This is a genomic window from Shewanella youngdeokensis (assembly GCF_033180165.1).
GTDB classification, from domain to species: domain Bacteria; phylum Pseudomonadota; class Gammaproteobacteria; order Enterobacterales; family Shewanellaceae; genus Shewanella; species Shewanella youngdeokensis.
On sequence record NZ_CP136522.1, the window covers coordinates 2,846,115 to 2,869,842 of the forward strand.

Annotated in this window: 20 protein-coding genes and 2 tRNA genes; 8 read left to right on the plus strand and 14 right to left on the minus strand. The window is 42.1% G+C overall.

Translation table 11 applies throughout. The features are described 5' to 3' along the window. Window positions 1-144 precede the first annotated feature (144 nt). Window positions 145-438 (minus strand): ComEA family DNA-binding protein, encoded by a 294-nt coding sequence (locus RGE70_RS12100; protein WP_310471704.1) that lies wholly within the window; start codon window positions 436-438, stop codon window positions 145-147. 386 nt (window positions 439-824) lie between these two features. Between RGE70_RS12100 and RGE70_RS12105 the strand changes: the two genes are divergently transcribed. After that, window positions 825-2,219 carry an SLC13 family permease gene (locus tag RGE70_RS12105; protein WP_310471705.1) on the plus strand — a complete coding sequence of 465 codons (1,395 nt, stop codon included), beginning with the start codon at window positions 825-827 and terminating at the stop codon, window positions 2,217-2,219. Between the two features lie 265 nt (window positions 2,220-2,484). Here the strand turns inward: RGE70_RS12105 and RGE70_RS12110 are convergent, their stop codons facing one another. The 5 genes from RGE70_RS12110 to pspA form a co-directional block, all read right to left on the minus strand. Further along, complete coding sequence (locus RGE70_RS12110) at window positions 2,485-3,591, minus strand: TIGR01620 family protein (RefSeq protein ID WP_310471706.1); 1,107 nt, start codon at window positions 3,589-3,591, stop codon at window positions 2,485-2,487. 5 nt (window positions 3,592-3,596) lie between these two features. Next, complete coding sequence (locus tag RGE70_RS12115; protein ID WP_310471707.1) at window positions 3,597-5,042, minus strand: YcjX family GTP-binding protein; 1,446 nt, start codon at window positions 5,040-5,042, stop codon at window positions 3,597-3,599. Between the two features lie 68 nt (window positions 5,043-5,110). Then, window positions 5,111-5,506: an envelope stress response membrane protein PspC gene (gene pspC / locus RGE70_RS12120; RefSeq protein ID WP_310471708.1), complete on the minus strand. Its 396-nt coding sequence runs from the start codon at window positions 5,504-5,506 to the stop codon at window positions 5,111-5,113. A gap of 63 nt (window positions 5,507-5,569) precedes the next feature. Continuing rightward, window positions 5,570-5,803 carry an envelope stress response membrane protein PspB gene (gene pspB / locus RGE70_RS12125; RefSeq protein WP_310471709.1) on the minus strand — a complete coding sequence of 78 codons (234 nt, stop codon included), beginning with the start codon at window positions 5,801-5,803 and terminating at the stop codon, window positions 5,570-5,572. 20 nt (window positions 5,804-5,823) lie between these two features. Further along, window positions 5,824-6,501, minus strand: a complete 678-nt coding sequence (gene pspA / locus RGE70_RS12130; RefSeq protein ID WP_310471710.1) for a phage shock protein PspA — start codon at window positions 6,499-6,501, stop codon at window positions 5,824-5,826. Between the two features lie 176 nt (window positions 6,502-6,677). Between pspA and pspF the strand changes: the two genes are divergently transcribed. From pspF to fabV, 7 genes are all read left to right on the plus strand, one after another. Then, the gene (pspF, locus tag RGE70_RS12135; RefSeq protein WP_310471711.1) at window positions 6,678-7,724 is read left to right on the plus strand and encodes a phage shock protein operon transcriptional activator; all 1,047 of its coding nucleotides are present in this window, start codon (window positions 6,678-6,680) and stop codon (window positions 7,722-7,724) included. A gap of 65 nt (window positions 7,725-7,789) precedes the next feature. Further along, a complete protein-coding gene (locus tag RGE70_RS12140; RefSeq protein WP_310471712.1) occupies window positions 7,790-9,418 on the plus strand; it encodes an ABC transporter substrate-binding protein in 1,629 nt (542 codons plus the stop codon). After that, window positions 9,418-10,449: an ABC transporter permease gene (locus RGE70_RS12145; RefSeq protein ID WP_310471713.1), complete on the plus strand. Its 1,032-nt coding sequence runs from the start codon at window positions 9,418-9,420 to the stop codon at window positions 10,447-10,449. The genes RGE70_RS12140 and RGE70_RS12145 overlap by 1 nt, the downstream gene beginning before the upstream one ends. Next, window positions 10,436-11,326, plus strand: coding sequence for an ABC transporter permease subunit (locus RGE70_RS12150; protein ID WP_310471714.1), 891 nt, complete (start codon window positions 10,436-10,438; stop codon window positions 11,324-11,326). The genes RGE70_RS12145 and RGE70_RS12150 overlap by 14 nt, the downstream gene beginning before the upstream one ends. 4 nt (window positions 11,327-11,330) lie before the next feature. After that, entirely contained in the window at window positions 11,331-12,338 is a 1,008-nt protein-coding gene (locus tag RGE70_RS12155; RefSeq protein WP_310471715.1) for a peptide ABC transporter ATP-binding protein, read from the plus strand. Continuing rightward, window positions 12,319-13,104 carry a peptide ABC transporter ATP-binding protein gene (locus RGE70_RS12160; RefSeq protein ID WP_310471716.1) on the plus strand — a complete coding sequence of 262 codons (786 nt, stop codon included), beginning with the start codon at window positions 12,319-12,321 and terminating at the stop codon, window positions 13,102-13,104. The genes RGE70_RS12155 and RGE70_RS12160 overlap by 20 nt, the downstream gene beginning before the upstream one ends. Window positions 13,105-13,209: 105 nt before the next feature. Further along, window positions 13,210-14,412, plus strand: coding sequence for an enoyl-ACP reductase FabV (fabV, locus tag RGE70_RS12165; RefSeq protein ID WP_310471717.1), 1,203 nt, complete (start codon window positions 13,210-13,212; stop codon window positions 14,410-14,412). 381 nt (window positions 14,413-14,793) lie between these two features. On the opposite strand, the gene RGE70_RS12170 is transcribed toward fabV, so the two are convergent. From RGE70_RS12170 to RGE70_RS12205, 8 genes are all read right to left on the minus strand, one after another. After that, entirely contained in the window at window positions 14,794-16,653 is a 1,860-nt protein-coding gene (locus RGE70_RS12170) for a SurA N-terminal domain-containing protein (RefSeq protein ID WP_310471718.1), read from the minus strand. Window positions 16,654-16,862: 209 nt separating this feature from the next. Then, complete coding sequence (gene hupB, locus RGE70_RS12175; RefSeq protein ID WP_310471719.1) at window positions 16,863-17,165, minus strand: nucleoid-associated protein HU-beta; 303 nt, start codon at window positions 17,163-17,165, stop codon at window positions 16,863-16,865. A 218-nt stretch (window positions 17,166-17,383) separates the two neighbouring features. Further along, entirely contained in the window at window positions 17,384-19,741 is a 2,358-nt protein-coding gene (gene lon / locus RGE70_RS12180) for an endopeptidase La (protein WP_310471720.1), read from the minus strand. Window positions 19,742-19,884: 143 nt separating this feature from the next. Beyond that, window positions 19,885-21,156 carry an ATP-dependent protease ATP-binding subunit ClpX gene (clpX, locus tag RGE70_RS12185; RefSeq protein ID WP_310471721.1) on the minus strand — a complete coding sequence of 424 codons (1,272 nt, stop codon included), beginning with the start codon at window positions 21,154-21,156 and terminating at the stop codon, window positions 19,885-19,887. 84 nt (window positions 21,157-21,240) lie between these two features. Then, entirely contained in the window at window positions 21,241-21,852 is a 612-nt protein-coding gene (gene clpP, locus RGE70_RS12190; RefSeq protein WP_220736740.1) for an ATP-dependent Clp endopeptidase proteolytic subunit ClpP, read from the minus strand. Between the two features lie 89 nt (window positions 21,853-21,941). Next, window positions 21,942-23,246, minus strand: coding sequence for a trigger factor (gene tig, locus RGE70_RS12195; protein WP_310471722.1), 1,305 nt, complete (start codon window positions 23,244-23,246; stop codon window positions 21,942-21,944). Between the two features lie 257 nt (window positions 23,247-23,503). Next, a tRNA-His gene (locus tag RGE70_RS12200) sits at window positions 23,504-23,579 on the minus strand. An 8-nt stretch (window positions 23,580-23,587) separates the two neighbouring features. After that, a tRNA-Arg gene (locus RGE70_RS12205) sits at window positions 23,588-23,664 on the minus strand. Window positions 23,665-23,728: the final 64 nt, after the last annotated feature.

The window sequence follows — 23,728 nt, forward strand, 5'->3', positions numbered from 1 at the left end:
GGATGCATTATCTATCAGCAATGCATTGCAATCAAGTCAAAATCTCATTAGTTGGCACTGTTTTGGTTTAATTGCTGTTTCTGTATACAAAAGCCCTCGAATGAGGGCTCACATCTGCAAAAGGCAAGGTAACAAACTAACCAATTATAAACTCAGTGCCGCTTTATTTTTTTCAATCAGCTTCTCACCAATACCTTTAACTTCAGATAAATCCTCAATTGAGTCAAATTTACCATGTGTTTTTCGGTAATCAACAATTGCTTTAGCCTTTGACTCGCCAACACCTTTTAATGAAGATAGCTGTTCAACCGATGCTGAATTTATGTTTATCACTTCAGCTTGTTGAACACTAATGGGTTGAGGTTTTTCTGTTGCCGCCTCAGCAACAGGAAGCAAACTAAAGCTTAATAATAAAGCGGGGATAAATTTGTTATACATGTCGAACTCCTTATATGATCCTGTGGTTTGTAGCCTTTTTCCATACTCCTTGGCTACGTAGCGAAATGTAGATCACGGCCACGAATTAAGCCAATAGCAGACCTCCATCTCACCCATAAGTTCTACGCCGTGACAGCCGTCACAAAAACAACATGCTACCAAACTTTCAACTTTTTGTTGTTAACATGTAATTAGGCTGAGTTTGGTTGCATATTTCGTAATTACTGGTCATACAAATCGCTATTAGTTCAAATAATGCGCATTACCGAGATATAGATCACTCAAATGAGACAACAGTTACGTTACATAACAACAACTAACAAGATTTTGCAGTTATCGATTCCTGCTCTAGAGTGTTCAAACCGACAATAATCATGGACACATATATGTCACTAGAATCTATACAAGAGCCAACTAAGATCAGCGGCAAATTAACCAGTAGAAATAAAAAGCTGTTCATCTTTGGCGCCGATATTATTTTGCTGTTTTTGCTGCAAAACTTCTTGCCATTTGACCAAGGCGTTAACACTGGACTGGCGTTATTAATTTTTGCTGCAATATTATGGTTAACAGAAGCCATTCACATCAGTATTACCGCCATTATGATCCCTATTCTGGCCGTTTTATTTGGTGTGTTTGAAACCAAAGCGGCAATGGGCAATTTTGCTAACCCCATTATTTACCTTTTCTTTGGTGGTTTTGTATTAGCTGCAGCCTTAAATCATCAAGGCATTGACCGGATGATTGCCCATAAGGTGTTAACTATCTCAAAAGGCCGTTTGTCGGTTGCTTGTGTGCTACTTTTTGGGATCACCGCAGCGTTGTCAATGTGGATAAGCAACACTGCAACCACTGCAATGATGTTACCGCTTGCACTTGGCATTTTGCACCAAATTGATATTGAAAAGCATAAAAGCACCTACCTATTTTTACTATTAGGTATCGCCTATTCCGCTAACATTGGTGGTATTGGTACGCTTGTTGGTAGTCCACCTAACGCAATTGCAGCCGCTCAAGTTGGTTTATCATTTAGCGATTGGCTTGAATTTGGCCTTATTACAGTAGCAATTATGCTGCCATTGATGTTAATTGCTCTTTACCTTTACTTTAAACCTGACTTATCAATGGTCTGTAAACTAGATGAAAAACAAGAAGCTCTCACTGGCCAAGGTAAACTAACATTACTGATTTTCTTCACCACAGTATGTTGCTGGATCTTCAGTAAACCAATTTCACAGTCTCTTGGTGGAATTGGACAATTCGATACGATTGTAGCCCTCACAGCAGTTGTTGCGCTTGCAGGTCTTGGCTTAGTTCAATGGAAAAAAATTGAAGCGACTACAGATTGGGGAGTACTCATTTTATTTGGTGGTGGTCTGACTCTAAGTGCCGTGCTAAAAGCAACGGGTACCAGTGTTTTTCTTGCGCACTGGGTAACAGACATTTTTGGTAATGCTCACATGGCACTGTTTACTTTTGCAGTCATTGCATTTGTTATCATGCTAACCGAATTTGCGAGTAACACGGCTAGTGCTGCATTACTGGTGCCAGTATTTGCTGCGATTGCAGAAGCGCTTGGTTTATCTCCTGTGATGCTTTCAGTGTTAATTGGTATTGCCGCGTCTTGTGCATTTATGTTGCCTGTAGCAACACCACCTAATGCCATTGTGTACGGTTCAGGTTATATCAAACAATCAGAAATGATGAGAGCTGGTATTATTATCAACTTTATCAGTATGTTGGCGCTTTACGTCATTGCACATACGTTCTGGAATATCTAGCATTTTAGATAATAGTATTAGGGCTGGTTGATTTTCCTAGTATTTGTTTTTGCTGAAAAACGCTGTAAGTATTTACTTACAGCGTTTTTTTATGCGTTGTTTCAACTGTGAGGTGGTAAGGCTGTTCTAAGCATGTTTTGGCATGCTGCTAGCCTGCTATAACCACAAGTTACATACCTTCATTGCAGCTTATACATTAAAGCCTGCAGCCGAGCCCAAAGGTAAACTTTACTCCACGCCTCATATAAAAAAACCGTGATAACGGCTATTTTTTAGCGACAGTTTGCTTATCGGCTTTGGTCGTTTTAGTGATCACTACAGAGGTTAACTCTTTTAGCTCCAACAACAGCTCTTTATGGATCCCTTTGAGCTTAGGTTTCGTTTGCTCACTAAACTCTAGCGGGCGGCATAGCGCCATTGCTTGATAGCCCAGCCTAGCCGTTAATAAGCCACCGCCGAGCCCTTGCCCTAAACGAGCCGACAACTTACCCGACATTTCAACAGATAATAACTGTGTGCCTAAATCAGTGACAATTTCACTGGTGCCAGCGTAAATAATATTACTAATAATTCCGCGGATCAGCTTGATACGGCTCCAATATCCCAGTTCAACACCATAACAATCTGCTATTTGATTAATCATGCTTTGGTTTCGCCAGAGTATAATTGCCATATCAAGCACGGCTAAGGGGCTTGCCGCCAACAACAGAGCAGACTCTTGTGCAAAACGTCTGACAATTTTCTTAGCAAGAAGATCTCGTTCAACCAATACTGTAGCCTCAAATAGCACCAGTTTTTCAGCATCATTATGCTCAACACTAATTTGTTGTAAATAACGCTCTTGGTAGGCACCGCTTGGTATTTTTTCAAGCAACCGGTTAATAAAAGGATCAGCTTCACCCATCTGCATACTGCTAAGTAAGCGCATCCCCGTTGCTTGAGTGTCTGTTACATGCCTTAGATTTTTAAGTTTACGCCACTCGGTAAAACTGAGTTTAACAGTCCAAGATACAACTAATAACACCACCACGGCATATAGCGAAAATAACCACGCGCTTTGAGTAAACGCCTCATATAACCCGATGACGGTCTCGACGACTGCAACCGACAATATACCAAGCAGACAGGCTTTTCCTAGCCAAGATCGCTTGCTTGACTTTGTCTCTGACGACTGGTTAAGCTGTTCAACCTTGCTAAAACCTTGGTCTAACTGCCCCTCTAATTGCTCCTCAGACAGCGTATCAACATCAATAAATGGTTCGGTGGCACAGAACGTTTCAGCAGGCGCTATTTTGACTTCTTTGCAGCCATCAGCGTTATCTTCGATATGTTCAAACCGCTGCTGTTTTTCTATTGTGGGAGTCGTCGCCATGGGGTTCACTTAAGTTTGTCGCCAATTAAAAACTGTAATACATGGTCTAATCGTATATGTTCAAAATCGGCATGATGGGGTTGCTGACTAGCCACAGTTCTTGGTGAGAAACTGACAAAGTCGAAACCTTGCTGTAGCCAAAAACCTGCCGACGGTAGTGATTTAGGCACTTCGCCAGGAAACAACGTTATGGGTTGTGAGCTGGCTAGCTCTAGCCCTTTCACAACTTCTATATCGCGGCCATTTTGTTTTACCATGCCATGTGTGGTTGACTTTATCGCGCTGATCGCCATGGTCTCAACTTCACACCCTTCAAATTTGGCGTGTTGTTGGCTTTGGTGAACTAACTGAGTGAGTAAGGACAACACATTGCCTTGTTGATTACGCGTTACATGATCTACCTTGCTTGCCGCAAATAATAATTTATCAATTTTAGGAGAAAATAGCCGTTTAAGCAGGCTCGATTGACCAAACTGAAAGCTTTCCATCACTGCTTGCAGCGCGGTCTGCATATCATCAAATTGTTCATTGCCACGGTTAAGCGGAGTAAAGCAATCAACTAGCACTAACTGCCGATCAAACTTGGCAAAATAATCATGATAAAAAGGTTTAACAACTTGCGCTACATACTCAAAATAACGCTGCTTTAAGGTGTGATAAAAGCTCGTTGATGCGCTCTTATCCAACGCAATATATTGTTCGTCACTCACATGGATTAAAGGAAAAAACGCCAGCACAGGGCTGCCCTCAAGCTCTCCAGGCAACAATAACCTGCCTGGCTGAGCATAGTAAAAACCATGTTTATCAACACTGTCTTGCAGCAACTGTTGATAGCGGTCGGTAATTTGCTGCAACGTTGCTTCATTGGCTGTTGATGCAAGGTCAATACTACTCAATGCATCGATGAACGCCGCATAATATTGAGAATGCTTAAATATTGAAGTACGCGCAATTTGCGCTGCTGACCACTGCTGAAAGCTTTGTTTCAGCATAGGTAAATCCAATAACCATTCACCGGGATAATCAACAATATCAAGGTAAAGCGTGGCGCTATCAGTCAGCTTAGACAACAGACCTTTGGCGGGACGATACCGGATAGCGAGTCTTAACTCACTAATGTTTCGCGTAGATTTAGGCCATGAGGGTGGCTGAGATTTTATCGTTCTAACAGCGCTATCATAGTTAAAACTAGGAATGGTTAAGTCTGGCTGCAAGTCACGCTTAACTCCATAAAGGCGGTTTTCCCTAGCGACTTCCCATAATGGCAACTGCCTGTTGCCCTCGCAGTTATCACAATGCAGAAGTTGATTGACTAGGCCGCTAATAAAAGCAGTTTTCCCCGCTCCGGCAAGGCCTGTTACCGCTAGCCTTAAATGCTTATCTGTCGTACGAAGTGCAACGGCTTGAGTATTTCGCCCCAGTTTTTTAAGAGACCCTTTAATACTGACCATATGTAACAATTCAACCTGTTAAGGAAAGTTCAAGGGCAGAATTAACGTTAATTCTGCCCTGTTTAGAACTAAAGGTTATTAATTTCATTTTTAAGATCGTAATTGTCAGATGTGACATGACGCTCTAGCCCCTGCAATCTGATTTCAAGCGTTCTAAACTGACTGTTTACATCTCTCAGTGCATTTTTAGCAGGTTCGCCTGATTGCCAAACTTTCTTCTTAATTTCGATATCTTTATGACTATCAAAACTCTTACTGGCATCCGGCTTAATGTCTAAAATCATCCACAGTAAAACGTAGATAATAAACACGAGCCCTGAGCCCCCCAATAGAAATACAGAGGCCGCCACCACACGCACTAACCAAGTTTCAAAATTGAAGTAATCGGCAACCCCGGCACAAACCCCGGCAATTTTACCTGATTGAGGAATTCGATATAAAGTTCTGCTTTTGCCTTCACTCATGCTCACCTCCTTCCTTAATTAATAGTAGCAATTGGATTGAACACCATTGCAAAGTTCTGTGATTTATTCATCACGCCCTCTCCATTGGGGTGACTCGTTATCTAAGATAGCTTCAAGTGTTTCGATTCGTTGTGACATTTTGTCAGCTTTCGCTATCAGCTCATTTAACTGAGTAAACTCTTCGTCTGTTAGCCCCTGACTCACTTGCCTTTTGCTACGGTAGTGTAATATCAGCCAAATGGGAGCCACGAAAACCATAAAAATAATAATAGGGGCAATTAAAATATCCAGATCCATAACTCACCTCTTGTTGGTTACTATTTTGCTTTTGTCTTATTTGCTTTCATTTTTGCTTTTAAAGCAGCGAGCTCTTCATTAACAGAATCTTCCGCTTCTAAAGCTGCAAACTCATCAGTTAATGATTTTTCATTGCCCAAGTCATAAGAGTCAACTTGCGACTCTAGCCCTTCAACTCTACGTTCGTACTGCTCAAACTTGCTCATCGCATTTTCAATTTTGCTTGAATCAAGTTGCTTTTTTACTTCAAGGCGAGATGATGCTGTTTGCTTGCGCATGATTATTGTCTTTTGACGAGCTTTAGCATCGGCTAGCTTGTCTTGTAACTGGTTAACTTCTTCTTTCAATCGTAAAATATGTTCTTCTACAACCACTAATTCTGTAGTAAAAGTGCTACCGAGTTCATTGGCTTTTTGCTTTTCAATCAACGCTGCCTTAGCTAGATCTTCACGATCTTTTGACAACGCAAGCTCAGCTTTACTTTCCCAATCTTGTGCCTGTGCTTGCACTTTAGCAATACGGCGAATGATCTCTTTTTTCTCCGCAAGTACTTTGGCTGATGTTGAACGCACTTCAACTAACGTATCTTCCATTTCTTGAATAATAAGACGAACCATTTTTTCAGGATCTTCTGCCTTATCAAGTAATGCGCTGATGTTAGAGTTAATGATGTCTGCAAAGCGTGAAAAGATTCCCATAATATTTGCCTCAAATTAATGTTGGTGTCGCTATGTATATTCAGTATTCATGCCAAAACAACAAAACACTTATTATATAGCCACTTAACCAAAAACTTAACTTTTACTTCCATTTATATTAAGAGCATCATATTATAATTTTCACCAATAATTAGCGATTAAGACTAAAACTTACTGTGAGAAAACAATTTCAGCAAGATAACCTCATTGGTCAATCAAATGCATTATTAGAAGTGCTTGAGCATATTTCAAAAGTAGCACCACTATCTAAGCCAGTGCTAATTATTGGTGAGCGCGGAACTGGCAAAGAGTTAATAGCCGAGCGGTTACATTTTTTATCTAAACGCTGGGATCAGAGCTTCATCAAACTCAATTGCTCGTCTCTAAGCGAGACTTTGTTAGAAAGTGAGTTGTTTGGTCATGATGCTGGTGCTTTTACGGGCGCGAGTAAAAAACACGAAGGCCGCTTTGAACGTGCCAATGGTGGAACCTTATTTTTAGATGAGCTTGCTAACACATCAGGTCTCATCCAAGAAAAGCTGTTAAGAGTCATTGAATATGGCGAGTTTGAACGGGTTGGCGGGAATAAAACCATTCAAACCGATGTAAGGTTAGTGTGTGCCGCTAATGAAGATCTGCCCGCATTGGCTGAGGCTGGTGAGTTTAGGCCGGATCTGCTTGATAGGTTGGCTTTTGATGTTATCACCCTTCCCCCACTGCGCCATCGTAAAGACGACATTATGCCGCTGGCTGAGTATTTTGCTGTAGGGATGGCAAGGCAGTTAAAACTAGAACTATTTGAAGGATTTAGCCCATCAGCTGTCGAACAATTGACAGATTATCGCTGGCCAGGAAATGTACGTGAACTTAAGAATGTAATTGAGCGCAGCGTTTACCGCAACGCTGATACTGGAACCGCTATCACTGATATCATTCTCGACCCATTTGCCTCACCTTACCGACCAACGACACGAGTCAAAACCAAAGAACGCCAACAAACAATCGAGCAAGCTAAAACAGATATTGCGCCACAACCCGTTAAACCTGACACGACTAATTTTCCGATCGACTTTAAAACCCACTGTGAAGAACACGAAATTAGTATATTAAAACAGGCATTAGAAGCCGGACAATTTAATCAGAAAAAAACGGCCGAGCTACTGGGCTTGAGCTACCACCAACTACGTGGAATTTTAAAGAAATACAACTTACTGGATAAATAATTGTTGTTAAGCTCAAGGCACTGTTAAAATGGTTGCTATCGTCCAGCTCAAAAAATGATTGCTTAATGAAACAGCAGCTAAAGCGACTAGGCCGAGTAACGTGTTTATCATTGATAAGCCTGTTACTGGTAGCCTGTGGCCCGCAACATATTCCCACAGGCCTTGTCTATTGTTCTGAAGGGAACCCTGAGAGTTTTAATCCTCAGCTAGTGACTTCTGGCACAACTATCGATGCAACATCACAGCAATTATACAATACGCTAGTTGACTACGACCCCGTCACGAGTTCTTTTACGCCCTCATTAGCCGAGTCGTGGTACAGCAGTGATGACGGACTTACGTACACATTTAAATTACGCAGTGGGGTTAGGTTTCATCATACTAGCTTTTTTACGCCAACTCGCACCTTTAATGCTGACGATGTTTTGTTTTCATTTAACCGCATCATTAACCCTAAAACGCCCTATCATAATGTAGCAAATAACGGTTACCCCTTCTTTGAAAGCATCGGTTTTAGCCAAACTGTCAGCTATATCGAAAAAATAGCTAATGACACAGTAGTGTTTCACTTAAACCATCGTGACGCCTCTTTTCTGGCAAACTTGGCAACCGGGTTTGCAGTCATTTTATCAAAAGAGTATGCCGACGTATTACTGGCAAGTAACAACACCGAGTATTTAGACCAACACCCGATAGGGACTGGTCCTTTTAAGCTAACTAAATATGTTAAAAATGAATATATTCGCTACCAGAGAAATGAACGCTTCTGGCGTACACTACCTGAATTTGAAAACCTAATTTTTGACATAACCCCAAGAAGTACAGCCAGATTAACCAAGCTTATTACTGGCGACTGTAATGTATCAGCCTTACCTAAAGCAGGCGAATTACCCGTTATAGAGCAACATGATAATTTGGAACTCGATACTCAGTTGGGTTTTAATGTTGCTTTTTGGGCTTTCAATACCAAAAAAGCCCCATTCGATAACCCTATCGTCAGAAAAGCACTGGCATATGCGGTCGACAGAGACAATATTATTCGCGCGGTTTATCAAGAAACGGCAATAAAAGCGAGCGGACTATTACCACCGCAATCTTGGGCTTACCATGCAACAAAAAATAAGTATGAATACAATCCGCGCAAAGCCAGGTCGCTACTTAAGCAAGCTGGAGTAGATAAATTAACTATTGATGTGTGGGCGATGCCTGTCGCGCGGATCTATAATCCAAACGCATTAAAAACGGCCGAGTTAATTCAAGGTGACTTAGCCAATATAGGGGTAACTGTAAATATTATTTCGTATGACTGGAGTGTGTTTAACCAAGAGTTAAACCGAAAAAATTACGACTCAGTCTTGATTGGTTGGAATGCGGATAATAGCGATCCTGATAACTTCTTTTCGCCCATGTTAAGTTGTGACTCCCAAGACGCATCCAGTAACCGCGCCCAATGGTGTAATAAACAGATGGATGAATTATTAGCTCGCGCCAAATCAACAACAACCAGAGCCGAACGTAAACAGCTATATCTGCAGGCAGAAAAGCTGTTCAATGAACAACTGCCCATGCTACCGTTTGCACATGCTACCCAGCTCACTTTTAAACAGACAAATATTCTACAAACCCAACTAACACCTTTTGGTGGAATATCATTTGAAAACACCACCAAAACCGTCGTTGAGGACATTCAATAATGGCTCGCTATTTACTGAGAAGGCTCAACTTGTTTATCGCGACATCCTTGCTGCTGATTGCCGTAATATTTGTTGCGACCCATAATTTCCCTGCGAGTAAGATTTTTGCTTTAACAGGAATAGAAGCGCCAACAACACAGCAAATTATTGAAACTCAGCGTGATTATCAGCTAAATAATAATGTGTTCAACCAATTTTTAGCCTATACAAAACAAAGATTAAGCGGCAATCTTGGTATTTCTATCACATCACAAAAACCAGTGGTTGATGAAATTAACCAAGTTTTACCAGCATCTTTTGAATTATCGATTGTGGCTTGTGTGCTGGCTATGTGTTTTGGAGTGCCATTAGGTATTTTAGCCTCATTAAGCAAAAACAAAGTCACCCAATACAGCATTATGGCTATCACACTCACAGGTTACTCAATCCCGGTATTCTGGCTCGGGTTAACGTTGTCGCTCTGGTTTGGGGTTGAGTTAGGTTGGCTGCCTATTTCTGGCCGGATTAACCTCTTATTTGAAATAGAACCTGTTACAGGTTTTATTTTAATCGATACCTTGATATCTGATTCCCAATATCGAATTTCGGCATTTATTGACGCCATTCAACATATTGTACTACCGGCAATCACATTAGCTGTATTACCGTTTACGGTTGTCGTAAGAATAACTCGTTTGGCCATGCTTCATATTATGAACCAGCCGTATATTAGAGCAGCCGAGGCACGTGGATTACATACAACTACAATAGTATTGCGTCACGCATTGCCTAATGCGCTAATCCCGGTTCTTAAAAACTTAGGCCTGATGTTGGGAACATTTGCAAGCTACGGCATTATTGTTGAAGTGATTTTTTCTTGGCCCGGTGTTGGTAGCTGGTTGGTCTCGGGGATTTATCAGCGCGATTACACCGTAATTCAAGGTGGCGTGCTCGGTGTTTCGTTACTCATTATCTTCTTAAGTATTGTGATTGATGTTTTACACAACGCTTTCAACCCTATCAGTAGGAAAGAACTCTATGCCGCGGATTAGCATATATCAAGAAGAGCAAATTCCTTCTCCAATGCGCAAATTGTGGTTGTTATTCTCAGACAACCCCTTTTCACTCATTGGTTTTTGGGCTGTTTTTTGCTTGATAATTATTGTGATTTTTGGTCCCTGGCTGGCGCCATTTTCACCAGAGCATCAGGACCATCTAGCATTACTACTCCCTCCCTCTTGGGATGCCAGTGGTACAGTCGAACACTTTTTAGGTACTGATGACCTAGGGCGAGATATTTTCAGTCGATTACTACATGGAGCGCACCTAACCTTTGGAATGGCATTAACCATTGTGATGGCTTCGCTTACCGTTGGTTTGGTTATAGGATCTATCTCAGGCATGATGAAAGGCTTAAAGTCGTCAATCTTAAGCCACTTACTCGACGCTCTTTTATCAATTCCATCGCTTTTGATGGCTATTTTAGTGGTTGCCGTCACCGGACCTGGGCTTGAAAATGTATTCTGGGCTGTTGGTATTGCATTAACCCCGCAATTTGTTCGTGCAATACATCAAGCCGTTCATGAAGAATTACAGAAGGATTATGTCACAGCTGCGAGGCTTGATGGCGCAAACTCGCTACAAATATTTTGGTATGTGATTATGCCCAATGTATGGGACACCTTAATTATTCATACAACCTTTGCCATATCTGCTGCTATTTTGGATATTGCCGCACTAGGCTTTCTTAACATAGGCGCGCAAGCTCCAAGCCCTGAATGGGGCGCGATGGTGTCACAGGGGCTAGACAATCTGTTAACCGCTCCGTGGACCGTCACCATTCCTGGTGTCGCTATCTTATGCAGTGTCCTTGCCATTAACCTTGTCGGTGATGGCCTAAGATCGGCGTTACAGCCGATAAGAAACTAACAATATGCCGCTTCTCGATATTAGAAACCTCACCATCGAACTTGATACCCCTCACGGGCGAGTCAAAGCGCTTGAACGCGTAAGCTTAACCATCAACCCTGGTGAATTACATGGTTTGGTTGGTGAATCAGGCTCAGGTCGTAGCTTGTTAGCCAGAGCAATATTAGGTGTTCCAGGCCATAATTGGACTATCACAGCCGACCGCATGATGTGGGACGGACATAACCTAATGGATATGTCATCAAAACAGCGCCGAAACCTGATGGGCAGCGAAATCGCCATGATTTTTCAAGACCCGTCAAGCAGCCTAGATCCCGCAATGTCGGTTGGCAGTCAAATTATTGAAGCTATGCCAACCAATAAAAAAATCCCCTTTTGGAAACGAAGTAAATTCAAACGAACAACGGCTGAAAAGTGGATGCATAAAGTCGGGATCAAAAATCCTGCAAAAGTAATGAAAAGCTTTGCATGGGAGCTGTCGGAAGGCGAATGTCAAAAAGTGATGATCGCGATGGCGGTGGTCAATCAACCCAGACTATTAATTGCTGATGAACCGACAGATTCAATGGAGCTAAGTACTCAAGCACAAATTTTTAGATTACTGAGTAAACTTAATCAACTGCAAAATGTATCAATACTGCTGATTAGTCACGAACTTGAAACCTTATCCGGTTGGTGCGATCAATTGACGGTGCTATATTGTGGTCAAGTGATGGAGTCAGGGCCAACGGCAGAATTACTTGCCAAACCGTTTCATCCCTATACCGCCGCATTAGTCGAAAATGCACCGGACTATTCAGGTTCACTTACACATAAATCTATGATGAAGACATTACCAGGGTCGGCCTCTGCATTGCAGCATTTGCCAATTGGATGCCGTTTAGGACCACGTTGCCCGCAAGCACAGAAAAAGTGTGTCAGTCGCCCTATTCTTTGCCATAAAAAAGGTCGTTATTTCGCCTGCCATTTTCCTAACCACAATGAGGCTTGTAATGACGACTCCACTTCTTAAAGTGACCGACCTTAGTAAGCGCTACAACGCTGGCTATAAACGTTTTAAGCGTCAATACAATCAAGTGTTGTCACCAGTATCTTTCGAGCTAAATAAGGGAGAAACACTCGCGATTGTCGGGGAAGCGGGTTCAGGAAAAAGTACAATAGCCCGAATTCTAGTTGGCGCAGAAGTCCGAAGTGGTGGCGAAATATACTTTGAAGGAGAGTCACTTGAAAAGCGCGATTTAAAGCAACGCTGTCGCATGATCCGTATGATTTTTCAAGATCCCAATACTTCATTAAACCCAAGGTTAACCATCGGCGAACTACTCGATGAGCCTCTAAAGTTTAATACCACATTGTCAGAAAAAGATCGCCGAGCAGTGGTGATCGATAAATTAAGAAAAGTCGGCCTGATCGCTGAACATGTTGATTTTTACCCTCACATGATTTCTGAAGGACAAAAACAGCGTGTAGCTGTTGCACGAGCGCTAATGCTGGATCCTAAAATCATTATTGCTGATGAAGCCCTCACGGCACTTGATTTATCAGTTCGGGCGCAAATTATAAACCTGTTACTCGAATTACAACAAGAAATGGGCCTTTCTTACATATTCGTATCTCATAATATGAACATTATTCGTCACGTAAGTGATAAAATAATGGTGTTGAAAAAAGGCGACTTGATTGAGAAAGCAACTACCGAACAACTGTTTAATGCACCAAAGCATGAATACACACAGCGACTCATGCAAGAGCAACGTTTGTTTACTCGTAAAAAGTAAACTGCTCCAACCACTGATAAAAACACTCAAAATTGCTAAAATTTAGATGCCATTTGACGTGAGTTTATTTATCCTAAAGACAATTTTTTCAGAGAAATAAACAAAATGATAATCAAACCTAGAACCCGCGGCTTTATTTGCACTACAACTCATCCAGTTGGTTGTGAAGCCAATGTACTTGAACAGATCAACATTACCAAGACTAAAGGTAAAATTGCTAATGGGCCTAAAAAAGTTTTAGTTATCGGCTCTTCTAGTGGTTATGGTCTTTCGTCTCGTATTACCGCAGCTTTTGGTAGTGATGCTGCAACCCTAGGTGTCTTTTTTGAAAAACCAAGCACTGAAACCAAGCCTGGCACAGCTGGTTGGTATAACTCAGCATCATTTGACAAGTTTGCTAAAGCTGAAGGTTTGTATTCGAAAAGCATTAACTGCGATGCTTTCAGTCATGCAGCAAAACAAAAAACCATTGAAATCATTAAGCAAGATCTTGGTCAAGTCGACATGGTTGTCTACTCACTGGCATCACCAGTACGTAAAATGCCAGATAGCGGTGAACTGATCCGCTCTGCGTTAAAGCCTATTGGCGAGACGTACAAAGCAACTGCGGTAGATACCAACAAAGATGTGATCATTGAAGCTAATGTTGAACCTGCAACCGAGCAAGAAATTGCTGATACCGTTACCGTTATGGGCGGCGAAGACTGGGAACTATGGATGGCAGCACTGGCTGAAGCAGGCGTGTTATCTGACGGCTGTAAAACAGTAGCCTATAGCTATATTGGCACTGAGCTAACTTGGCCTATCTACTGGAATGGCGCGTTAGGTAAAGCAAAAATGGATTTAGACCGTGCAGCCCACGCACTAAACTCTACCCTTGCCACCACTGGTGGCAGCGCCAATGTTGCAGTACTAAAAAGCGTTGTCACCCAAGCCAGTTCAGCAATTCCAGTAATGCCGCTTTACATTGCAATGGTATTCAAAAAAATGCGAGCTGAAGGCCTTCATGAAGGTTGTATTGAGCAAATTTACCGTATGTTTAGCGAGCGTCTGTACAAAGCAGATGGCAGTGCTGCCGACGTTGATGATGCTAATCGTTTACGGTTAGATGATTGGGAGCTTAAAGAAGAGATCCAACAACATTGTCGCGACCTATGGCCGCAAGTGACTACAGAAAACTTATCAAGTTTAACTGATTACCTTGAATATAAAGCAGAATTTTTAAAGCTATTCGGTTTCGGCATTGACGGCATTGATTACGAGCAAGACGTAAATCCTAATGTTGAGTTTGACGTAGTGTCTATTTAACTCTACTTTGCTATAACAATCTAACGCCACTAAATGTGGCGTTTTTTATAACCGTACGTTTAGCTTAAACCAACGCCTTCATAAACAGCTACTTTGCCAATCAACTTAACAAACAGCACTAAACAACGCCTTTTAAATGCATGCTACAACGCTTAAAGCACAGCTCTAGTCATACACATATTCAACCGGAATTTCCGCGTTATTGAGTGTTAGAGCTCAACGGACAAAAGCGTTACTCAATATCAATCCGCCTGTCTGGACTTCCCACACTTTGCAATACCACTAAATACACAAACCAATCATGTGATGCTATTCAACCTCGTTTAATAGGCACAAAAAAGCCGGCAAATGCCGGCTTTTAAGAGATTGATAACCTACAACTTACTCTGCAACAGGGTAAAGTACTTCACCTTTGGCTTTTAAGCTCGCAACAACTGCACGGTAACCATTCTCGCTATACTGAGAATTCAAACGCTGCTTAAGCGCATCAACCAAGCTTTGGTCAACTTTTTCAACAGTGTTAACTTTATTCAGAACCACGACTGCGTAACCGTTAGCCAGTGCCACAGTGTCAACAACTGGGGTATCAGCTGGTTGTGTCATCGAAAATGCTTTTTTAACAACAGCACTGTCAACGTCTTGCTCAAAACGCGCAAGATCAGCTTTCGCAAGGTAATCAGCGCTAAGGCCGTCAGCTTTATACGCAGCCATAGCATCTTGTGCTTGCTGACGTGCCGACTCTTTAGCTTGCTCCTGCTTCAAACGCTGTGTAATGCCATCTTTAACTTCTTCAAGCGCCATAGTGCCTGCGGCTTGATGAGTGTTAGTGCGAATAACCAATACATGATTTGATTCAACTTCAAGCACGTCACTGTTCATACCATCAAGCAAAACAGTAGCCGAAAACGCTTCTTTTAAAATAGCTGGTTTACTAAATAAAGCCGGTGCGTTATTACGTGTGAACTCTGCTGTTGTTTTTACTTCAACGCCTAACTCTGTAGCCGCTTCAGACAAAGTGTCAGGCACTTCGTAGCTAACATCAGCAAGTACTTGCTGTAATTCATAAAACTTGTCTAATGACTTAGTTTCTTGAATTTGGGCAACAATTTTACCTTTAACATCAGCAAATGGTGCTTCTGCGCCCGCTTGAATATCTAGCGCTTTGATAATGTGGTAACCAAAGTTAGTTTTAACCACATTTGAGAAGCTGCCTTTTTCAAGTGCAAATAATGCTTCGTCGAACTCTGGCTCCATTACACCCGCTTCAAACCAATCTAGCTTACCGCCTTGCTCGCCACTGAATGTATCTGAAGATTCTGTTTTAGCAAGTTCAGCAAAATCAGCACCATTTTGTAGTTTCTGATAAATTGCTTCTGCTTTTTCTTCAGCATCATCTTCTTCAAGAGTCACTAGAATATGCGCCGCTAAACGTTTTTCAGCTTGTAGGTACTGCGCTTTGTTATCAGCGTAGTAAGCTTGTGCTTCTTCGTCGGTCACAACGATGTCTGCAGCCAATTGCTTGGCATCAAGCTCGATATACTGCAAGCTTACCGCTTCTGGGCGGATAAATTGCCCAAGGTTGGCATTATAAAAAGATTCGATTTGCTCATCTGTTACATTCGTTTCAGCCATGAAAGGCGCAGAATCAACCACTAAGTAATTGATATCACGTGTTTGGCTTTGAATATCAGCTAAATATTTTGCTTCGCCACTTAATACAAACTCAGAACCAATAAGGGTTGCAACCAATTGACGACGAGTCATATCAGTACGCATCATGTCTCTAAATGAGTTTGCTTGGTAACCCAGTTGACGCAAAATAGCTAGGTAGCGTTCGTTATCAAAAGCGCCATCAGTCTGGAATGCTGGTTCACTCATGATAGCAGTTTTAATTTGTGCATCAGACACACGTAAACCAAGTTCAGCTGCATTTTGGTCAAGCAATCTTTCAGCAATTAGACGCTCTAATACACTTTGCTTAACGCTCTGCATATAATTGTCGTCAGCAGAAAGCGAAGCAAACATGTCACCTAGCTGTTGCTCAAGACGGCTGCGCTCGTTCTCATATGCTTGATCTAAAGCTGAAGTACTGATTTCTTCACCGTTAACAGTAGCTGCGGCAATCTCAGTTGAAGAGCCTAAATAACTACTCACACCCGTAAATGCAAATGAAAGAATCACCAAGACTAGAATGCTTTTTGCAATTACGCCTTGTGACCCTTCACGAATCTTTTCTAACATCAGATTTCTCGCTGGTTGCGATTAATAAAATAAAAAGGCGCATCACTCGTTGGATGCGCCTTTTTGTAATTTAATAATAAAATGGATTAACCACTTCACTTTTATATGACGATTAATAATATCGCTTATCAATCGACCTTTTTCGTAAAAAGCACCATCTATGCAGCGCGTCTCACAATAACCTTACAAAGGCTGCAGTTAACGCTTTCTTAGTTAACAGCGTCTTTTAGCGCTTTACCCGCTTTAAATGCAGGAATATTTGCCGCAGCAATTTTGATCTCTTTACCCGTTTGAGGGTTACGACCTGTACGTTCTGCACGTTGACGCACTTCGAAAGTACCAAAACCAACAAGAGCAACCTTATCGCCTTCTTTAAGACCTTCGGTAACTGCGCCAATGAAAGAGTCTAAAGCACGGCCAGCCGCAGCTTTAGAAATGTCAGCACCAGAAGCGATTTTCTCGATTAGTTCAGATTTGTTCATGTCATCCCCTTGAATGTATTTGTGCCGCATCCTTTTCCAGAGCGGTCTGCGAGGCTTTTTATATCAAGCTTAGAACTAAAGTTCAAGCCTTATAGGAAAACCCAATAAATAATTTAGAATTCTGCTGAAAACCAGTCACTCCAAGGGCTGGAGCGACTAATTCTGCACGGACTTAGGCTAACACAGCTAGCCTCAATGGTAAGCCCCTTTTTGCACTTTATTTGGCGTAAAAACTGTATTTTGTGGTGTTAGCCCACGTTTTCGATAACTTCAAAGCCTTCAACCGGTCGTTCAAGTGCCAGCTTAAGAACTTCTTCAACCCATTTAACAGGGTGAATTTTCAAGTCAGCGATAACATTAGCCGGAATTTCTTCCAAGTCACGTTCATTTTCTTTCGGAATTAGAACGACTTTGGTTCCACCACGGTGTGCTGCAAGTAATTTTTCTTTCAAGCCACCAATTGGCAGAACTTCACCACGCAAGGTGATTTCACCTGTCATAGCGACATCTGCACGAACAGGGTTACCCGTTAAGCTCGACACTAATGCTGTGCACATTGCTGCACCAGCTGACGGTCCATCTTTTGGCGTTGCCCCTTCAGGTACATGCACATGAATATCGCGTTTTTCGTAAAAGTCTGGGTTAATACCCATTTGCTCTGCACGCGCTCGCACAACAGTCATCGCTGCCTGAATTGACTCTTGCATCACATCACCCAATGACCCGGTGTATGACAACTTACCTTTACCTGGTACTGATGTCGCTTCAATGGTGAGTAAGTCACCACCGACTTCGGTCCAAGCTAAGCCGGTCACTTGCCCTATTTGGTTGTTTGATTCCGCTTTACCATAATCACAGCGTTGAACCCCTAAGAAGGACTTAAGGTTATCTTGGTTAACATCAACATGTTTAATGTGCTTATCTAGCAAGATTTGCTTAACCACTTTACGGCAAATCTTAGACAGTTCACGTTCAAGTGCACGCACGCCCGCTTCACGGGTGTAATAACGGATAATGCCGATAATCGCACTATCATCAACAGTGACTTCTTTCGCTTTAAGTCCATTTCGCTCAATTTGCTTTGGCAATAAATGTTGCTTCGCAATATTCAGTTTTTCATCTTCGGTATAACCCGATAGGCGAATAACTTCCATTCGGTCTAATAATGGACCCGGAATATTCATTGAGTTAGATGTTGCAACAAACATCACATCTGACAGGTCATAGTCGACCTCCATGTAATGGTCGCTGAAAGTTGAGTTTTGCTCGGGATCAAGTACTTCAAGCAATGCCGATGCAGGATCGCCACGCATATCACTACTCATTTTGTCGATTTCATCCAGCAAAAACAGCGGGTTTTTAACTCCCACCTTTGACATTTTCTGAATAACTTTACCTGGCATGGAGCCAATATAAGTACGACGATGTCCACGGATCTCAGCTTCATCTCTAACGCCACCTAAGGCGACACGGACATACTTACGACCAGTGGCTTTCGCGATAGATTGACCCAGTGATGTTTTACCTACACCTGGTGGTCCAACAAGGCATAAAATTGGGCCATTTAGCTTTTTAACTCGACTTTGTACGGCTAGGTACTCAAGGATGCGTTCTTTAACTTTTTCAAGGCCGAAGTGATCGGTATCAAGTACATCTTGTGCTTTTGCAAGATCTCGCTTGATTTTAGAACGCTTATGCCAAGGCACAGCAACCATCCACTCAACATAACTTCTCACAACTGTCGCTTCAGCAGACATAGGCGACATCATTTTAAGTTTGTTCAGTTCTGCAGTCGCTTTTTCTTGTGCCTCTTCAGGCATTTTTGCTTCTTCAATCTTTTTAGCTAAGCTTTCAAACTCATCGTGGGACTCATCGATATCACCCAACTCTTTTTGAATGGCTTTCATTTGCTCATTCAAATAATACTCACGCTGGCTTTTTTCCATCTGCTTTTTAACACGGCCACGAATGCGCTTTTCGACCTGTAATAGATCGATTTCAGACTCCATCATCGCCATTAAATATTCGATGCGTTTACCAACATCTCCCATCTCTAAAACCGACTGCTTATCTTCGAGCTTCAACGGCATATGAGCTGCCATGGTGTCAGCAAGCCGCGCAGCTTCTTCGATGCCAGAAAGCGAGGTTAGCACTTCTGGTGGGATTTTCTTGTTAAGCTTGATGTAGCCTTCAAACTGCCCAACAGCAGAGCGAATTAAAACCTCTTCTTCTTTTTCCGTTAATGGCTCAGATTCAAGGTAATGTGCTGTAGCTTGGAAGATATCTTCTTGTTCAACATAACTGTCTATGCGTGCACGCTGTGCACCTTCAACAAGCACCTTTACAGTGCCATCGGGCAGTTTAAGTAACTGCAAAATTGAAGCAACGGTACCAACATCGAAAATATCATCAATGCTGGGGTCATCTAGCTCAGCATCACGCTGAGCGACCAATAAAATTTGTTTGCCTTGATCCATTGCTTTCTCAAGGCAGCGAATAGACTTCTCTCGCCCTACGAATAACGGAATGACCATATGAGGGTAAACGACCACATCTCTCAGTGGTAGTACGGGTAGTTCAATTCGCAAATCATGCTCTAGAGTCATAAGTCGAGTCCGTTTTATATGAATACATAAGAGTATATTGGGATGATTCGTTAGGTTTCAATGGTGAATCACAATTTAAAAAAATTTAAAAAAAAGGAGCCATTAGGCTCCTTTTCAATCCACTATAACAATAATAGTAAAACTTATTCTGCGCTCGCAGCTTGGGCTTCGTTATTGGCATAGATTAGGATTGGAGCCGATTCACCTTTCACAACCGACTCGTCAATCACCACTTTAACAACATCATCTGTTGAGGGTAGATCGTACATGATATCAAGCAAAATGCCTTCTACAATTGACCGTAAACCACGAGCACCGGTTTTACGGGCTTGTGCTTTAGCAGCTATTGCTTTTAATGCATCTTCTCTAAATTCTAGTTCAACATCTTCCATGTCAAATAACGCGGCAAACTGTTTAGTTATCGCATTTTTGGGTTCTGACAGAATTTGAATAAGTGCGGCTTCATCAAGTTCAGCAAGTGTTGCTAATACAGGTAGACGGCCAATAAACTCAGGAATAAGACCAAATTTAACTAAGTCTTCTGGCTCAACTTGCAATAACGTATCAGAGATAGTCGCTTTGTCTGCTTCGCCTTTAACGTCAGCACCAAAACCAATGCCTGATCCAACATGTGAACGTTGCTCAATGACCTTTTCTAGCCCAGCAAAAGCGCCGCCACAGACAAATAGGATTTTAGAGGTATCAACCTGTAAAAATTCTTGTTGTGGGTGCTTACGGCCACCTTGAGGTGGAACAGCTGCAACCGTGCCTTCAATCAACTTAAGCAAAGCCTGTTGAACACCTTCACCTGACACATCACGTGTAATTGATGGGTTATCAGACTTGCGACTTATTTTGTCAATTTCATCAATGTAAACAATACCACGTTGTGCTTTTTCAACATCGTAATCACACTTCTGCAGTAGTTTTTGAATGATATTCTCAACATCTTCACCCACATAACCCGCTTCAGTCAGCGTTGTTGCGTCGGCCATCGTGAAAGGAACATTCAAGAAACGTGCAAGCGTCTCAGCAAGCAGCGTTTTACCACTACCCGTTGGACCAATAAGCAAAATGTTACTCTTACCAAGCTCAACCCCATCTTTAGGGCTAGCATTTTTTAAGCGTTTGTAGTGGTTATAAACCGCTACAGATAGCACTTTTTTAGCTATTTCTTGGCCAATAACATAATCATCTAGATGCGCTCTTAATTCATGCGGGGTTGGCAGTTTATCTTGATCTTGCTTAGGCGAGATCTCTTTGATCTCTTCTCTAATGATATCGTTGCACAATTCCACACATTCATCACAAACGTATACTGAAGGTCCAGCAATAAGCTTTCTCACTTCATGCTGGCTCTTTCCACAAAAAGAGCAATACAGCAGCTTGCCGCCGTCACCTTTGTTTTCGCCCATTACTTTACCTCTGTTTGCAGCATGACAGCTGCAGAATTCTTTATTTCACTTCTTTACTCAGCATAGCTCAGCAGAAAGTAAAAATCAGCCTCGTTTTGCTAAAACTGAATCAACTAGTCCATATTCAGCGGCTTCGTCTGCACTCATGAAGTTATCACGGTCGGTATCACGTTCAATAACCTCAAGCGGTTGGCCAGTATGTTCGGCTAACATTGTGTTTAATTTGTTCTTAATACCTAAGATCTCTTGCGCATGTATCGCAATATCAGACGCTTGACCTTGGAATCCGCCTAAAGGCTGATGGATCATAACGCGGGAGTTAGGTAAACAATGACGTTTACCTTCTGCGCCACCGGCTAATAAAAATGCGCCCATACTTGCCGCTTGACCAATACATACAGTGCTTACGTTCGGCTTAATGAACTGCATTGTGTCATAAATTGCCATACCAGCAGTGACTGAACCGCCTGGTGAGTTGATATAAAGATAAATATCCTTATCAGGGCTCTCAGACTCCAAAAACAGTAACTGAGCAACAATAAGGTTTGCCATATGTTCTTCAACTTGACCCACTAAGAAGATCACTCGCTCTTTTAAAAGGCGTGAATAGATATCATATGAGCGTTCACCTTTAGCTGTTTGTTCAACAACCATAGGCACGAGTGCATTTAGTACTGATTCTGGTGCTTTGTGCATGATTAACTTCCCTAAATAAAAATGGCTCGCATGAGGAACCTCATACGAGCCATTATAAATGGCTTATAGCCATTCAAGTCAAGCGATCGTTATGCGCGACCAGTAGCCTTGTTCATAAATTCTTCAAATTTGACTTCTTTTTCAGTCAAAGTTGCAGTTTTTAATAACTCTTCTACCGCTTGCTCTTCAAGAGCAACGTTACGCATGTTTTGCATAAGTTCTTCGTTACCATTGTAGTACGCAACGACTTCACTTGGATCTTCATATGCAGATGCCATTGAAGAAATTAGTGATTGAACACGTTCGTCTTCAGCTTTAAGCTCGTTAGTCTTGATAACTTCACCAAGTAACAAACCAACTTTAACGCGACGCTCAGCTTGCTCATTGAACAAGTCAGCTGGTAGTTCAGGCATAGTTGCAGCTTGGTCGCCGAAACGTTCCATAGCTTGCTTACGCAATACTTCTACTTCGCCTTCAACCAATGCTTTTGGAAGTTCCATGTCATTTTGTTCAACAAGACCGTTAAGCACTTGCTCTTTCACATTCGCTTTAAGCGCTTGCTCAAGTTCACGACTCATGTTTTTGCTGATTTCAGCACGTAATGCGTCGATGCCGCCTTCGCTAACACCAAACTGTGTTGCGAATTCGTCGTTAACTTCAGGAAGGTTAGCGCCTTGAACTTCTGTTAGAGTAATAGCGAAAGTTGCTGCTTTACCTTTTAAGTTCTCTGCATGGTAATCTTCAGGGAATGTCACTTCGATATTGAACTCTTCACCCGCTTTATGACCTACAACACCAGATTCAAAACCTGGGATCATACGACCACTACCGATTTGAAGTTCGAAATCTTCAGCTTTTCCGCCTTCGAATTCTTCACCGTCAACTGAACCAACGAAGTTGATTTTAGCTTTATCGCCGTCAGCAGCTTCACGTTCAACAACTTCAAAAGAAGCGTGTTGTTTACGAAGTGTTTCAATCATCGTGTCGATGTCAGCTTCTGTTACTTCAGCTTTAGGCTGTTCAACAGTAATTGACTCTAGACCTTTAAGCTCTACTTCTGGGTAGATTTCAAAAGTAGCAACAAACTCAAAGTTTTCACCTTCAGTTACACCAGGAGCAAATGTCGGAGCACCCGCTGGGTTTAACTTCTCAGCCATAATTGCTTCAACGAAGTTACGTTGCATCACTTCACCAGTGATATCTTGACGAATAGCTTTACCATAACGCTGATTAATAACGCTTACAGGTACTTTTCCTGGGCGGAAACCTGGGATACGAGCACGCTTAGCTTCACTTTTTAATGCTTCTTTAACCGTTTTCTCGATCTGCTCAGCAGGAACTGAAATAGTTAGGCGACGCTCTAGGCCTTGTGTGGTTTCAACAGAAACTTGCATTTTTTTACCTCGAAAATATGTCTATCGTCCTTTGCAATAGTCGATAACTCAACTACTAAGGTATTCGTTTCTTGATACTCAATATCAACCAAAGCGCCTAAAAATAAAGACGTTCGGCACTAGTAACACTTGGGAGATAATAATCAAGACGCGACATTATAGCTATCGAATGCGCCGGAGTCGAGCCTCAAAGCACGAATTACAGGTGTAAAAAAAGCGACCTAGGGTCGCTTTTTCAACTTCTTTCACAGAATGAGTGGGGTGACTGATGGGGCTCGAACCCACGACAACCGGAATCACAATCCGGGGCTCTACCAACTGAGCTACAATCACCACAAAAATGGTACGCCCGGCAGGATTCGAACCTGCGGCCACCCGCTTAGAAGGCGGGTGCTCTATCCAACTGAGCTACGGGCGCTCGGCAATGAAATAAATTTCACTTCCTGAACTGGGCAAATTAACGTAATACGCTAATTAAAAAT

Bases quoted from the DNA above. Each gene is read 5' to 3' on its own strand.
- pspA (WP_310471710.1), bottom strand. From the start codon at position 6,501: ATGGGAATCTTTTCACGCTTTGCAGACATCATTAACTCTAACATCAGC.
- RGE70_RS12155 (WP_310471715.1), top strand. From the start codon at position 11,331: ATGCCGCTTCTCGATATTAGAAACCTCACCATCGAACTTGATACCCCT.
- lon (WP_310471720.1), bottom strand. From the start codon at position 19,741: ATGACTCTAGAGCATGATTTGCGAATTGAACTACCCGTACTACCACTG.
- tig (WP_310471722.1), bottom strand. From the start codon at position 23,246: ATGCAAGTTTCTGTTGAAACCACACAAGGCCTAGAGCGTCGCCTAACT.
- RGE70_RS12150 (WP_310471714.1), top strand. From the start codon at position 10,436: ATGCCGCGGATTAGCATATATCAAGAAGAGCAAATTCCTTCTCCAATG.
- fabV (WP_310471717.1), top strand. From the start codon at position 13,210: ATGATAATCAAACCTAGAACCCGCGGCTTTATTTGCACTACAACTCAT.
- RGE70_RS12115 (WP_310471707.1), bottom strand. From the start codon at position 5,042: ATGGTCAGTATTAAAGGGTCTCTTAAAAAACTGGGGCGAAATACTCAA.
- pspC (WP_310471708.1), bottom strand. From the start codon at position 5,506: ATGAGTGAAGGCAAAAGCAGAACTTTATATCGAATTCCTCAATCAGGT.
- pspB (WP_310471709.1), bottom strand. From the start codon at position 5,803: ATGGATCTGGATATTTTAATTGCCCCTATTATTATTTTTATGGTTTTC.
- RGE70_RS12170 (WP_310471718.1), bottom strand. From the start codon at position 16,653: ATGTTAGAAAAGATTCGTGAAGGGTCACAAGGCGTAATTGCAAAAAGC.
- RGE70_RS12160 (WP_310471716.1), top strand. From the start codon at position 12,319: ATGACGACTCCACTTCTTAAAGTGACCGACCTTAGTAAGCGCTACAAC.
- clpP (WP_220736740.1), bottom strand. From the start codon at position 21,852: ATGCACAAAGCACCAGAATCAGTACTAAATGCACTCGTGCCTATGGTT.
- RGE70_RS12100 (WP_310471704.1), bottom strand. From the start codon at position 438: ATGTATAACAAATTTATCCCCGCTTTATTATTAAGCTTTAGTTTGCTT.
- RGE70_RS12145 (WP_310471713.1), top strand. From the start codon at position 9,418: ATGGCTCGCTATTTACTGAGAAGGCTCAACTTGTTTATCGCGACATCC.
- RGE70_RS12105 (WP_310471705.1), top strand. From the start codon at position 825: ATGTCACTAGAATCTATACAAGAGCCAACTAAGATCAGCGGCAAATTA.
- RGE70_RS12140 (WP_310471712.1), top strand. From the start codon at position 7,790: ATGAAACAGCAGCTAAAGCGACTAGGCCGAGTAACGTGTTTATCATTG.
- hupB (WP_310471719.1), bottom strand. From the start codon at position 17,165: ATGCGGCACAAATACATTCAAGGGGATGACATGAACAAATCTGAACTA.
- clpX (WP_310471721.1), bottom strand. From the start codon at position 21,156: ATGGGCGAAAACAAAGGTGACGGCGGCAAGCTGCTGTATTGCTCTTTT.
- RGE70_RS12110 (WP_310471706.1), bottom strand. From the start codon at position 3,591: ATGGCGACGACTCCCACAATAGAAAAACAGCAGCGGTTTGAACATATC.